The organism is Bacillus sp. ISL-35 (assembly GCF_018613355.1).
Classification (GTDB): Bacteria; Bacillota; Bacilli; order Bacillales; family Cytobacillaceae; genus Mesobacillus.
On sequence record NZ_JAGGQK010000004.1, the window covers coordinates 131486 to 145072 of the forward strand.

At 44.1% G+C, this 13587-nt stretch carries 11 protein-coding genes; 8 read left to right on the plus strand and 3 right to left on the minus strand.

The features are described 5' to 3' along the window. Window positions 1-531: 531 nt before the first annotated feature. The 5 genes from J7E38_RS06810 to J7E38_RS06830 all read left to right on the plus strand — a co-directional run bounded on the left by J7E38_RS06810 (window position 532) and on the right by J7E38_RS06830 (window position 5273). Window positions 532-1806: an ABC transporter substrate-binding protein gene (locus tag J7E38_RS06810; RefSeq protein WP_214706042.1), complete on the plus strand. Its 1275-nt coding sequence runs from the start codon at window positions 532-534 to the stop codon at window positions 1804-1806. Between the two features lie 94 nt (window positions 1807-1900). Next, on the plus strand, window positions 1901-2791 hold the full coding sequence (locus tag J7E38_RS06815) for a carbohydrate ABC transporter permease (RefSeq protein WP_214706043.1): 891 nt from the start codon (window positions 1901-1903) through the stop codon (window positions 2789-2791). Between the two features lie 15 nt (window positions 2792-2806). Next, window positions 2807-3616, plus strand: a complete 810-nt coding sequence (locus J7E38_RS06820) for a carbohydrate ABC transporter permease (RefSeq protein ID WP_214706044.1) — start codon at window positions 2807-2809, stop codon at window positions 3614-3616. A gap of 11 nt (window positions 3617-3627) precedes the next feature. Beyond that, window positions 3628-4368 (plus strand): MBL fold metallo-hydrolase, encoded by a 741-nt coding sequence (locus J7E38_RS06825; RefSeq protein ID WP_214706045.1) that lies wholly within the window; start codon window positions 3628-3630, stop codon window positions 4366-4368. Between the two features lie 113 nt (window positions 4369-4481). Continuing rightward, entirely contained in the window at window positions 4482-5273 is a 792-nt protein-coding gene (locus J7E38_RS06830) for an HAD-IIA family hydrolase (RefSeq protein ID WP_214706046.1), read from the plus strand. Window positions 5274-5568: 295 nt separating this feature from the next. Here the strand turns inward: J7E38_RS06830 and J7E38_RS06835 are convergent, their stop codons facing one another. Further along, a complete protein-coding gene (locus tag J7E38_RS06835) occupies window positions 5569-8553 on the minus strand; it encodes a fibronectin type III domain-containing protein (protein ID WP_214706047.1) in 2985 nt (994 codons plus the stop codon). Between the two features lie 364 nt (window positions 8554-8917). Between J7E38_RS06835 and J7E38_RS06840 the strand changes: the two genes are divergently transcribed. Beyond that, complete coding sequence (locus tag J7E38_RS06840) at window positions 8918-9448, plus strand: MgtC/SapB family protein (RefSeq protein ID WP_214706048.1); 531 nt, start codon at window positions 8918-8920, stop codon at window positions 9446-9448. A 43-nt stretch (window positions 9449-9491) separates the two neighbouring features. Here the strand turns inward: J7E38_RS06840 and J7E38_RS06845 are convergent, their stop codons facing one another. Further along, the gene (locus J7E38_RS06845) at window positions 9492-10061 is read right to left on the minus strand and encodes a glycerol-3-phosphate responsive antiterminator (protein ID WP_214706049.1); all 570 of its coding nucleotides are present in this window, start codon (window positions 10059-10061) and stop codon (window positions 9492-9494) included. A gap of 210 nt (window positions 10062-10271) precedes the next feature. Here J7E38_RS06845 and J7E38_RS06850 point away from each other — a divergent pair, with 210 nt between their 5' ends. After that, window positions 10272-10736: a DUF5381 family protein gene (locus J7E38_RS06850; RefSeq protein ID WP_214706050.1), complete on the plus strand. Its 465-nt coding sequence runs from the start codon at window positions 10272-10274 to the stop codon at window positions 10734-10736. Window positions 10737-10901: 165 nt separating this feature from the next. Beyond that, window positions 10902-11453: a DUF6241 domain-containing protein gene (locus J7E38_RS06855; protein ID WP_214706051.1), complete on the plus strand. Its 552-nt coding sequence runs from the start codon at window positions 10902-10904 to the stop codon at window positions 11451-11453. Between the two features lie 71 nt (window positions 11454-11524). Here the strand turns inward: J7E38_RS06855 and fdhF are convergent, their stop codons facing one another. Further along, window positions 11525-13573 (minus strand): formate dehydrogenase subunit alpha, encoded by a 2049-nt coding sequence (fdhF, locus tag J7E38_RS06860; RefSeq protein WP_251030241.1) that lies wholly within the window; start codon window positions 13571-13573, stop codon window positions 11525-11527. Between the last annotated feature and the right edge of the window lie 14 nt (window positions 13574-13587).

Consider the following 13587-nt stretch of genomic DNA (forward strand, 5'->3'; position numbering starts at 1 on the left):
AGCCTTTATGAGTGAATCTATCCTTTTTCTTGTCTGGATTATATTATAACGCTTGTATTCCAAACGATATATCCCTTTGGAGAGTACTAGAAATGTCTTTTTACTCTATTTATCGCTTTGCCTGTCTTCTTCGTCATCGATAACCTTCGCATTTTTGGGTGTTTTATAAATTTATTTATTTTTTTTAACCTACCGGAGATAATGAAGAAAGTTCTTTGTTCTATTCGGAAGCTGAAATAAGGAATACTGAACTCTAGACTTTTCCCTTTGTCACAATTATTAATAATAATAACTTAGATTCCTTTTGATCATCAATCTATCCAAATAATTTAGGATTTTTTATATTGCCAATAATTAGTCAGTGTTGTATTATTATGAATAATCAGATATTTAAATTAGACAGGTTATTGTCTAAGGGAAGAGATGAGGAGAATCCCTGTGACCAATAAATTGCATGACACTTATTTGTGATGCAGTTTATTGTTCATGGGTTTTTTTATGAAAAAAAAGATAGTAAGGGGAGGAAATGGCATGAAAGTCAAGCTATTATCATTGATCTTTGTTTTGTTGGTTGGCATTGCTGGATGCAGCAGCAATGATGCTGGAACGAAAGAAAAGACTGAAATTGATTTCTGGTTCCCGGTTGCCGTTGGTGGGGATGTAGCAAAAATCGTGGATAAAATTGTAGCAGACTTTGAAAAAGAGAACCCCGACATCAAGGTTAATGCAAAATATGGTGGCAGTTATGCTGAAACAATGACACAGGTGATGGCTTCGTCGCAGGGAGGAAATCCTCCTGAACTGGCTGTCTTGTTCTCAATCGATCTTTTCACCTTGCTTGAAAATGACTTGATCGAAGAAGTGACCCCATTGTTTGATAAAGAGTATTTAGATGATTTTTACGATGGATTTATGGCCAACTCTTCAATTGGTGATAAGGTGTACAGCTTGCCATTCCAGCGCAGTACGATTGTCCTTTATTACAACAAGGATGCATTCAAAGAGGCCGGATTGGATCCGGAAGCTCCACCGGAAAACTGGGATCAGCTGGTTGAATACGGTAAGAAGCTGACGAAAAATGGCGGCAAGGACCAGTGGGGACTTGAAATTCCGAGTACTGGCTATCAGTACTGGATGTTCCAGGCTTTAGCGCTTCAGACGGAAGACAACATCATGTCTGAAGATGGAAAGGAAGTTTATTTCAACAAGCCTTACGCGAAAGAAGCAATGGAGTACTGGCTGTCCCTTGGGAAAGAGCATAAGATCATGCCTGAGGGTGTGATTGAATGGGCGACCGTTCCTTCTGACTTCCTGAGTGGAAAAACAGCTATGATGTACCATACGACAGGGAACCTGACCAATGTTAAGAACAATGCGAACTTTGATTTCGGAGTATCTTTCCTGCCGGCGAACAATCAATATGGTTCTCCGACTGGCGGAGGAAACATCTACTTATTCAAGGATCTTCCAAAAGCCAACAAGGAAGCTGCAATCAAGTTCATGAAGTTCCTTACAGAACCTGAGCGTGTCGCACAGTGGTCAATCGATACAGGATATGTAGCCACTAGAGAATCTGCTTATGAAACTGATTTGCTGAAGAAATATGTTGAGGAATTCCCGCCTGCACTTGTTGCTCGTGAGCAATTGGAATATGCAGATAGTGAGTTGGCTACCTACCAAAATGGTGAAGTACAGAAAATCTTCAATGACCATATTCAATCAATCTTGACTGGTCAAAGTTCAGTTGACGAAGGATTGGAAAAAGCGCAGGAGAAAGCAGACGAAGTGCTGAAACCTTTTCAGTAATACAGATGCAGCAGTGGACTGAATGGAGCAGAGCTCAAGTGGACATTTTGCTGACTTGGGCTCTCTTTATTCACCAGAAAGGTGGGCTGATTTAATGGATTCGAAGCGGAAAAAATTTAGTTCCGGAATGAGGCACAATCTGTTTGCCTACGGATTACTATTTCCTTCTTTCATATTTTTAACCTTGTTTACGTTTTACCCAACACTCAAGTCGTTCCAGTTAAGCTTCTATAGCGGGCCGATGACGCGGTTGCAGTTTTCGGGACTGGATCAGTATAAAGAAGTTTTCAGTGATGAGATTTTCAGGAAGGTAATCCTGAATAATGTCATTTTCATGATTGGAACTGTTCCGACGAGTTTGTTCCTGGCGATGTATCTTGCCATTTGGTTGAATAAAAAAATGGCTGGAAGTTCCTTGTTAAGAACAGCATTTTTTTACCCAACGATTGTTCCGTTGATTGCCGTAGCGAATATTTGGCTCTTCATTTACACCCCTCAGTACGGGCTGCTCGATAACTTCCTGCATTTGTTTGGTGCTGGCGATACAAGCTGGTTGGGTAATCCCAATACAGTAATGATTGCGATGATTATCATGATCATATGGAAGGATGCCGGTTTCTATATGATATTTTATTTAGCTGGTTTGCAAAATTTGCCGAGAGATGTCTATGAAGCCGCCGAAATTGAGGGAGCGAAACCGCTCCAGATGTTCCGGCATATTACGTTCCCGCTGTTGATGCCGACGACGCTGTTCGTCATGATTGTGGCAATTACTAATTCATTCAAGAACGTTGACCATTTATACATCATGACCAAGGGCGGACCAGATAATGCCAGCAATCTATTGCTCTATCATATTTATGAAGCGGCCTTTACGAACTGGGATCTTGGAAAAGCAGCCGTTCTGACCGTCATTCTGATTGTCATCATGCTTGGGATCACAGCCTTCAACTATCTGTACCTTGACCGGAAAATCCATTATTAAGGAGGGGAAGAATACGTGAAAAAGTTGAACTATGGCATCATTATCATTTTAGGGATCATTTCGTTTATCCCGCTGCTTTGGGTTTTCATTACTTCTTTCTCTCCTGGGAATCAAGTAATCAATGGTGGTTTTCCCTTCTGGGTATCCAATCCGACTGTTGAAAACTATGTGCAAGCATGGGAGACTGCGCCATTTCTACAATATTACTTTAATACATTCGTGATTGTCTTCGGAGTCCTGATTGTCCAGTTAATCACGATTACACTTGCGGCTTATGCCTTTGCACGGCTGAACTTCAAGGGGAAGAATGTTCTGTTCATCCTGTTTTTGCTTCAGTTGATGATTCAGCCTGAAATCCTCCTGTTTCCAAACTACCAGGTTATTAGCCAGATGGGACTCGTCAATACGAAGCTGGCTGTCATGATGCCGTATTGGGCATCAGCATTCGGGGTATTCCTGATGCGACAAACTTTCAAGCAAGTCCCATTTGACCTCGATGAAGCATCGAGAATAGATGGCTGTAAATGGTATCAGACTCTCTGGCATGTCTACATTCCGTCAGCCAAACCGACATATATTGCATTTGCACTCGTTTCCGTCAGTCACCATTGGAGCAACTTCATGTGGCCTTTGATCATCACGGATTCTGTCGAGTCCCGGCCTTTGACCGTCGGACTTGCGTTGTTTGCCCAATCCTATGAAACGGGAGCGCAGTGGGGAATGGTCGCAGCCGGTACGGTAATGGTCATCATGCCTTTAGTGGTCGCCTTCTTCATTTTCCAAAAACAATTCGTATCAAGCTTCATGCATTCAGGAATCAAATAGGTGGTGATATGGTGGATATTCATTTTTTAGGAACGGGAAGTGCCTATCCCGGTTCGCAACGTGATAATACTTCAATTTGCTTTTCGAATGACGGATATCATGTCCTGGTCGATGTAAGCGGCAATCCCTGCAGGAAACTGAAGCAGCTGCAAGTGGATTTAGGTGAGCTTGATGCAGTAGTGTTCACCCATTTCCATATCGATCATATCTATGGATTGCCATCCTTGCTGTGGGGAATGTGGCTTGAAGACAGGAAAAAGCCATTGCGGATTCTTTGCGATTACCGCAATGAGAAAAAACTTCAGGAATGGTTGTCGACAATGGAAGCTGACAAGTGGCCGATTGCATTTCCCATTGAGGTTGAAACATTTGATGGAGATCAAGAAGAGCAGCTGTTATCAGTCGGTGGCATGAGTTTTTCCTGCTTCAAGGCGCTTCACTCTGTACCTACTGTTGGGCTGGAAGTGCAATGTGCTGATCGAGTAGTCGTTTATTCGAGCGATACGGAAATCAACGAACGAATCGGACAATACGACCATATCGATTTGTTAATCCATGAAGCAACATCAGCCAGTAAAGTAGCCGGAAACCATAGCAGCCTCGTTGAAGTTGTCGAGAAGTATGATATGGAAAAAATCGACGAGATCGTATTAGTCCATTTATCTGACAAAGAACCATACGATGAAGAGGTAGCTAAGCTAGGATTATCGAAGGTTGTCATCGGCGAAGACCTGATGACCAAACGAGTATAAGTGAATACAAACAAGGATAGAGATGAGGAGATTCCTTGGGCATGACGTCACCCAATTGTGAAATTGGATAAATCGTCATGCTCAGGGAATTTTTTATTGGATGGGGGAGACCGATGAGAGATCTGAAAGGATATATTTTTGACTTGGATGGTACCGTATATCTTGGCAAGCAATTGATTGAAGGAGCGGATATCGTGATCAACTCCCTTCTCGATCATGGAAAGAAAGTGTTATTCCTGACAAATAAGACAATCGAGTCCCGTCAGCGTTATGTCGAAAAGCTGCGGAGTTTTAATATCAATGCAAGCCTCGAGAACATTTTGAACCCAACGGTTACTTTAATTGATTACTTACGGGAACACCATCCTGATGCCACATTATATGTGATTGGCGAGCAGCCAATTAAGGATGAACTGACACTTGCGGGGTTTCGAGAAGGAATGGCACCATCAGAGGTCGATGTGGTTGTGCTGTCATGGGATCGCGATTTTCACTATGATCATTTGAATTTTGCTTACCAGGCGGTGAAGCTTGGCGCAAAAATGATTGCCACTAATCCTGACAGAACCTGCCCAGTGGAAGTTGGCGATGTTCCTGACTGTGCCGGGATGATCGGCGCTGTAGAAGCAGTTGCCGGGAAAAAGATTGATGTACAGATTGGAAAGCCGTCCGTTCTGACGATTGAAGCAGCATTAAAAATACTGCAGCTTAAACCGGATGAATGTGTGATGATCGGCGACCGCCTCGAAACGGATATCCGGATGGGCATCGAAGCAGGAATGAAGACAGCACTTGTGCTTAGCGGTATAACGACAGAGGATGATTTGAGGAGTTCAGCCTGGAAGCCGGACTATGTTTTACCATCGGTGAGTGGATTGTTAGCGGCAAAAAGGGCAGGGGGCTGACCTCATGGTCCAATAGGCAAAAAAGGAAGCGGTGATAGGACCCGCTTCCTTTTTCGTTTTATAGGAAATTATAAAACCTATTAGGGGTGGATAACTACTGTGGATGTCTGAATCCAGCTCCAGCGCCTAGCCAGTTTTCGTCTCTGCAAGTGCTTCCTCGAGTATCTTGCGAAAAGCGTTAGCTTTGAGCAACTCGAGTGGCTTCGGTCCGCCCAATGAAGTCAAAGAACGACTTCACCGGTCAGCCCTCCAGCGCTTGTCGGGGCTGAACGAGGCACTTGCGCTTTTTGTTCTGCTATTGAATTCCTTTATCGTCCTTCATCAATTTCTTCATATCGATTTTAAGCATCCGATCCATCGGGTAGGTCGTTGTATAGCGGTATTTATCCGCTCCGGATTCAAATACGACATACAGTTCTTTTTGTACTTCCACAATTCCTTCAGGCATCGGAATGGCTTCGATACTTTGACGAGGTTTTACAGTGTGCCCATCCAGGAACCACAGTGGTACTTCTTTTCCATCGACATTTACATAGGAATGAGGGTCTTCTTTTAACGGGTATTCGTAACGATACAGCACGCTATCGTTAGCTCTTCCGTAAGATGTACTTAGCGTGATGCCGTTTTGTGCTTCTTTTTGTACAATCGCGCCCTGAACCTTTCCGGTCGTCGAAAGGACGTAATCTGGTACGGCATTGTGCTCTGGTGAGCCATTCCAATGATCCTCAGCTAGCATGTCGTTGTTTCGTTCCAAATTAAAACCAACCATCCAGGCGTATTGCATCTCCCCATCCCTGTTCTCGATATGGTGCGATGGATCAGTCGGATAGGAGCTTGCTTCATAGAATTCCCCGACCCAGAGAATGCCTTCATCATATACGGTGTAAGCAGCTTCGACCGGTATTGGAATCTGTTTTGTGAACTGGATTTCTTCGTTATTTTCTGCTTCCACCAGATCGCTTAACTTGAAGCTGAACAAGTAATTCTCGGAAGCAACCCAGCCATGGTCACGACTGACAGTAACGCCGCCCGCATGACCGGTATAAGGTGTGCCATCCGTATTGTAAAGGACAACAGACTTCACCAGTTTGCCTGTCGTGCGATTTGTTATCGTAATGGTTCCCGGTCTAATCCCATCATCGACGTAGCTGATCGTAAGCAGCCAGTCTTTTTTCTTATAATAGGTCAATCCTTGAGGGACGAGCCCCTGTGCAAGGCCGGCGATCACCGGGCCGTCTGAACTGATATCCCATAGGCCCTGGTAGGCAGGGTCTTTTTCGTGTTCCCACCGTTCCAGCTGGGTGATGATCTGGTGTTTTGGTGTTACCTGTACAGGCTCTGATTTTTCCGATACATTTCCTGATGTATCCTCCGCGCTTACTTGTAAGGTATATGTTTGGTTGCCAATTAACGTATAGAGCGTAAAGGAAGTTTGCTGTGAGTCAACAGAGTATTCAAGCTTACCATTTTTGTAAATGTGATAACGGTAAAGGTCGGTTTCATTGGAGGTCTCCCAGTTCAAAGTAGCCTCTCCGTTACCTGCGATGGCTTCCAGATTAGTTGGTGCTGCCGGTGCATCCTCATCTACCACAGGACGATTTGGAACTTGATCTTCTGCCAGCCATCCCGGTGTTGGCTGTTGATTTGCTGCCAATTTTTCCATTGTCCGTGTATTGTCTTTTGGATAGGCGAACGTGACAGTTTGCTTCAATGTTACGTCCTGACTTGCGTAATCCGCTCTGACGACTTCACTGCCCTCGGGGTCATAGACGGTCACTGTATTGCCGCCGTTGACCAGCCCGCTGATATCACCAAGGATGATTGTGTTCTCCTCACTTAGATATTTACTTTTGTACGAATAGAAGTAGTTATAGTTGAATGCTTCAAGTGAAATGGGGCTGATTGATGATGCTCTGGTCCAAATCACTGCTGTTTCCCAAGGCTTTAAAATGAAAGTTTCTTTGATTTCTTCATTCCAAGTGTGGGAGGCGAATCGATATCCCTTCAGATTGATTGGATCTGGACTATTATTATAAATCTCAAAGTATTCAAATGCGTCATATCCTGCGTAGTTATCGGTATTCGGAATCAATTCTGTGATAAGGAGCTCGGGTACCGGAACGTTTTCTGTCGGTGCTGAGACAAGTGGTGCTGTCGCTTCCGATTCATTCCCGACTTGATCGACAGCAGTTACTTTAAATGTATACTCCCGGTTCAACTCCAGAGGGGAAATGACTATACTTGTTTTGTCGGCAGCTGCAGAACCGAAAAGGGTTCCATTAATGTAGACGCGGTACTCGGAAAGGTCACTTTCTGTATTAGCGGCCCACTGAAGTTTTACATGATCCTTCCCAGGTTTTGCTTTAAGTCCTGTCGGAGCTGCAGGAGCTTCATTGTCTACTACTTCCTGTGGCACAGCCCGGACTTCTTTTGTTGCCGGGGACTCGTTTCCTTCCGAGTCGACAGCTGTCACGCGGAACGCGTAAACCTGACCATTTTCCAATCCCACGATCGTAGCTGTGGTTGTATCGGATGAAGTAGTCGTTCCATCAGAATGGTAGATTTTATACGAAAATGCACCAGCTGATGCTTCCCACGAAAGTGTTATGGATTGGTTGGTTGGCGTTGCAGTAAGGTTGGCTGGTGTTGCTGGACCTGCCACTTGTTCAGTCAGGAGTAGAGATGGCGTTGGTGTTTCTCCGTTACGGATCCTCGTCATCGCTGCAGAACTGTTTGCCTGGTAAATAACGCTTTTGTTGGTGATGCCATCGACTTCTCCGTCATTGATCAATGCCGTACTGAGAATGTTGCCATTTGTATCAGCAATTCCTACTTGACGAAGGCTGGTGTCATGCAAGCCTTGACCAGAAGTAGTCAGCGTGACTTCGTATATCTCGTCAGCAGTTAGATAAGTGTCATAGTTGGAGTTGAAGTCCCATAGCGGCAAATCAGGATAGGCGAACTTCTTCAGCCATAGGACCAGTGAAGCTTTTGGCTGGATGACTTTTTCCTGGATGGGCCATGAGTTGGCAGGGCTTGAGAAGTTGCTTGTGAAGTATTGGAGCTGATAATCTTGCAGGTTGATTGCTTCTGAGGTGGTATTATAGATTTCTACATACTCATAGGGCTGCCCGGAGCCGGCGGATTTCGTGACTATTTCCGTGATGACCAGAGGCGGACTAGAATCTTCCGCATTAACGTTCTGGTCTGGAAGGAACACTAGACCTAACCCAAAAACGAAAGTCAAAACAGTTACCCAGCTAATTAATTTGCTTTTCAAACCTTCTTCCTCCTTTTAAAAATGTTTTTTATGTAAAAAATAAAAAGAACCCCATGCCAAAAGATTGTACGATTATCGTACAAACCATTTGCACAGGGTTCTCCTCATCTCTACCCGTTATTAAAATACCTAGTTCAATCATACAATGAGGGCGCATGGGTGGCAAGTGAATTCAGAATTATTAGAAAATAATATTGAAAAGAACTATAATATGGTTTATGATAAGAGTAATTAAAATACTCCGGCTTATAGGAAGAGTAGAAGAGATCACCTATGAAGCGAACACTTATCCCTCACTTTTAGCGAGGAGATTAAGCATTCGTTCATGGAGTGGTCTCTTTTTATCGTGAAGGGAGTTGGTTAGATGGGTGTTTACATTGAATACGTGTCTGGGTTCTTCTGGCAGCATGAAACCTATTTCCGGATTTTGGTTAGTGCTGTTTTGGGGTTTTTAATCGGATGGGATCGGACATCGAAAAATAAGCCGGCGGGATTAAAAACGTATACGTATGTGTCTGTGGCATGTACATTGATAACCATCGTCTCAATAGAGAGCGCAGAGATTTTCAGTCAGCATGATAGCGGCAAAGTAATGGATCCGATGCGTCTGGCAGCGCAAATTGTTTCAGGACTGGGTTTCCTCGGAGCAGGTGTTATCTTGAAAGATGGTCTGCGGGTAAAAGGCCTGACTTCAGCAGCAATGATTTTTTATGTTGGTGGAATCGGTATTGGAATAGGGGCAGGTTTTTATGGCATTGTCATCTTCGCGACATTGGTAACATTCATCATTACGAAGATAGGAAACTTCTTTGAAGAACGGGAGATCAGGGTGCGTTTTCCATGGTTCAGGAAAAAAAGAAAGACAGACAAAAAACAAGAAGAGTTTGGAGCATGAATTGGGTCGAGCTCAACTCCTTTGGGTTGAGCTCTTTTTCGGATTACAAATCAAGATTCCAGAGCTTAGGATCACCAGAGGAAATAGCTAGGGCACCGGCGCTTAATCCATTGAGAATGTCTTCCTTATTGCTGATTAGCCCGCCAGCGATGATTGGCAGCGCAGTCATGTTCGTAAGTTTGTCAATCACAGATGGCATCAGGCCTGGAAGGATTTCAATCGCATCCGGCTTGCAGTTATGTGCGATTTCAATCCCTTTGACGAGAGCATTGCGATCGATCAGAAAAAGGCGCTGAATCGTCATTAAGCCTTCTTCCTTTGCATATTTAATCAGGTTGCTTTTTGTCGTGATGATACCTGCCGGTTTCCAGATTTCCGCAATGTATTTGATTGCACTCTTCGTGTTGGACAAACCGTCGATAAAATCAATATGTATAAATGTAGTTTTTCCCGCGGCCTTCAACTTTTTCAAATATCCATCCATCGTGATCAAATTGCCAGTAAGGATGAAAACAATGTTGGCGTTTGACCGAGCCGCCTTTTCCAGATCAGCTTCTTCCTTGATTGAAGCAATCACCTGCGATTGGACAATATCATTAATATTCGGTTTCATCTACTCAACCCCTAAACGTCTGAATATTCTATCTTCATTATAGCATACTGGGACGGTTCTCCTGTCCTATTCATGAGACGAAAATAAGCAACATCATTCCTGTTCTCATAAAAGGCGCTTTTCGGAAATATGTTACTAATGCAACGTAAAACATTATGTTACAATTATTGGAAAGTGTTAATATGAAAATATTTAATGATAGGTGAATATATGAAGATAGTAAACTATAGGACCAGCACAATTATTGGACGTTTGTTGATTTGTGCACTATTCATCCTTACTGGTGTGGCTCTGATCTTAGCGAGTATTTATCTGGAAGCTCCTGCTCTAAGGAAGGTTGTCTCTGTGACTGCAGGCATTCTTGGAATTGGCTTTTTTGGAAGAATGGGGATAATGCTCATAATCCTTCTAATTAAGAATAAACAAATGTTTCAATATGATCAGGAAAATATCACAGTCAGGGACAAAACAATTATACTGGATACCATTAAAAATATTGAAATTGAAAATGGTATAAGAACGGAATACTTAGGAATAAAAACGCCTGCATTCATCCTGACTATACGAGGCGGCGAATCTATTTATATACCTACATACTATGTGATTTCAAAGAAGGATTTTCCGGTTGTCCACAAAACATTAAAAGGGATTGTCAGCGATCGGACAAAACGGTAAAGAGACAAAAATGCTGGTTCCTGTGATAGGAGACCCGTTACTTGATTCCTGAAAATATTCCCAAATATGTTAAACTATTAAATAAATGTAGTTGGCATTAGCTTTAATAGCCTTCTATTAATATCCTTGCTGAAGACCATCATCGTGTAATGGGGGGAGATTATATTGAAAAAAGTACTGACATTTGTGTTGGTTGTCATTGGCTTGGTTATGGCATTCGGGTACGGGACATACAAAATTTTAGGAAACGTTGACCATTACGAGGAGAAAAGCTCTGCAAATGAATCTCGTTCAGTGGCAGCACCTGAAGAAAATGGAGATTCTCCTTATGAAACAGAGAAAGAAGAATATGAAGAGCAAACCAAAAACATCGGTGGACAAATCTTCGAACTGAACTTGACGGATAGCACGACAGAAGGTGAGATGATCGAAATCATGCACAAGATGACTCATCAAAAAGTGAAAGCTGAAGATAAATGGGGAGCAATTCCCATGTCAGAGGACACGGTTGCACAGGTTTTAGAGTTCTTGACGAAGTCCCAATTTGCTTCGAAAGAAGATCTTATCGACATTGCAGAAAAGTGGAAAAGCGGGAATTTCCAAACGGTCGACCATGACCACAATTATTTCTGGGAATGGCAAGGCGGTACTGTTGGCAGGGCATACGGAGTAATGAGCGCTGCGGAGGAAGAAGAATTCATTAAGAATAATTTCTAAAAGCACGGGAAACGGTTCCCGTGCTTTTTTGCTGTCCATTCGGAATCTTCCTTGCGATATCAAAGAGGCTTCTACACCCGCTCAATCCTCACCGCACAAGCCTTAAACTCCGCAGTCCCTGCAAGTGGATCAGTAGCAGAATTCGTTAACAAATTAGTGCTAGCCTGATCAGGAAAATGGAAGGACATAAAGACTAAGCCCTTTGGCTGCTTTTTGCTGATGTTGATTTTGGTTACGACACTTCCTCTTCTTGAGCTTACCCTTACTTGGTCTCCATCGTTGAATCCGTATTTCGCAGCATCGTCTGCGTGTATCTCTAATGCTTCTTCTGCGTTTTTCACTTTTTTATAGTCTTGTGTTTGGACACCTGTATTATAAAATTGCAGTCTGCGGCCGGTCGTCAGCATCAAAGGGAATTCATCATCCGGCTCCTCGGCAGGTGGCTGGTAGTGGGTTGGCATAAATTTTGCCTTCATGCCTATGTCTTCTGACCAGAGTCTGCTGTGAAGGAAAGGGGTCCCTGGATGGTTTTCATCAGGACATGGCCATTGCAGGCCGCCTTCTTTGTCGATCCGTTCGTACGTGATTCCGGCAAAATTAGGGGCAAGCTTGCGGATTTCTTCCCAGATTGCTTCCGCCGACTGATAGTTCCATTTGGCTCCCATCTTATTGGCGATGTCCTGGATGATGTCATGATCATGCCGGGATACGCCTGGTCCTTTTAATGCCGGCCGGACGCGCTGTATCCGTCGTTCGGAGTTGACCAGTGTCCCATCATTTTCAGCCCAGCCTGTTGCCGGGAGTACAACATCGGCAAGCATCGCCGTTTTTGTCATTAAGATGTCCTGGACAACGAGGAAATCTAGGTCTTTAAAAATCTTCTCCACCTGGTTGCCATTGGCATCTGATTGGACGGGATTCTCGCCAATCACATAGGCAGCCTTTATTTCATTTTTCTCCATTGCCTCGAGCATCAATGTTTGATGCTTGCCGATCTTTTCAGGAACTGGAGTCCCCCATACCTGTTCATGCAATTTTCTTCCTTCAGGGTCGTCGTAATTCCAGCCGCCGACGAGCCTGTTCGGCAGGGCGCCCATATCTCCGCCTCCCTGGACATTATTTTGTCCGCGCAATGGATTGAGCCCGGAGCCATACTTCCCGATATGCCCGGTCAATAAAGCAAGATTAATCAAGGCAAAGACATTTTCGGTTCCGTTATGGTGTTCGGTAATCCCCAGTGTCCAGCAAATCGTTGCTTTATCCGCATTTGCGTAAAGCCTGGCGATGTCCCGGATATCATCCGCAGGAATGCCGGTGACTTGCTCAGCGTATTCCGGCGTATAGTTCTTGACTTCTTCCTTATACTTCTCAAACTGCGCTGTTGCCTTTTGAAGGAATTCTTTATTCACTAAATCCTCTTCAATGATGACATGGCCCATGGCATTCGCCAGAGCAATATCGGTTCCGACCCGGACTGGCAGCCATTTGTAGGCCAGTTTCGTCTGGTCAATTTGACGGGGGTCGATGACGACCATTTTTGTCCCATTTTTGATGCCGCGGCGCATATGGTTAAAAATAATCGGGTGACATTCCTGTGTATTGCTTCCCCAGACAAGAATCACATCGGTGTTCTCCAGTTCGTCATAAGACCCCGTGGCAGCACCCATACCGAACACAGTCACCAGACCGGTGACGCTTGGAGCGTGTCAGGTTCGGTTGCAGCTATCGATATTGTTGGTTCCGATGACCGTCCGCATGAATTTTCCGGCAAGATAATTCAATTCATTGGTTGATCTCGAAGAACTGAAGCAGCCAAAGGCATCTGGACCATGTTTTTCTTTGATATCAGTAAATTTATCGGCAATCAGAGTCAATGCTTCTTCCCAGCTCGCAGGTGTCAGCTCTCCATTTTTACGGATCAATGGCTGGGTCAGCCTGCGGTCGCTATGGAGATATCCCCATCCCAGTGCGCCTTTCACACAGGTTTCCCCATGGCTTGAAGGGTTTTCCTTATAACCTTTTACTTTGCTGATCTTGTTATCTTCGGTTTCGACGACAAGACCGCATCCTGTCCCACAAAAACCGCATATCGTTTCCACTTGATTTGGTTGCGCATGCATGCCGGTTTCATACC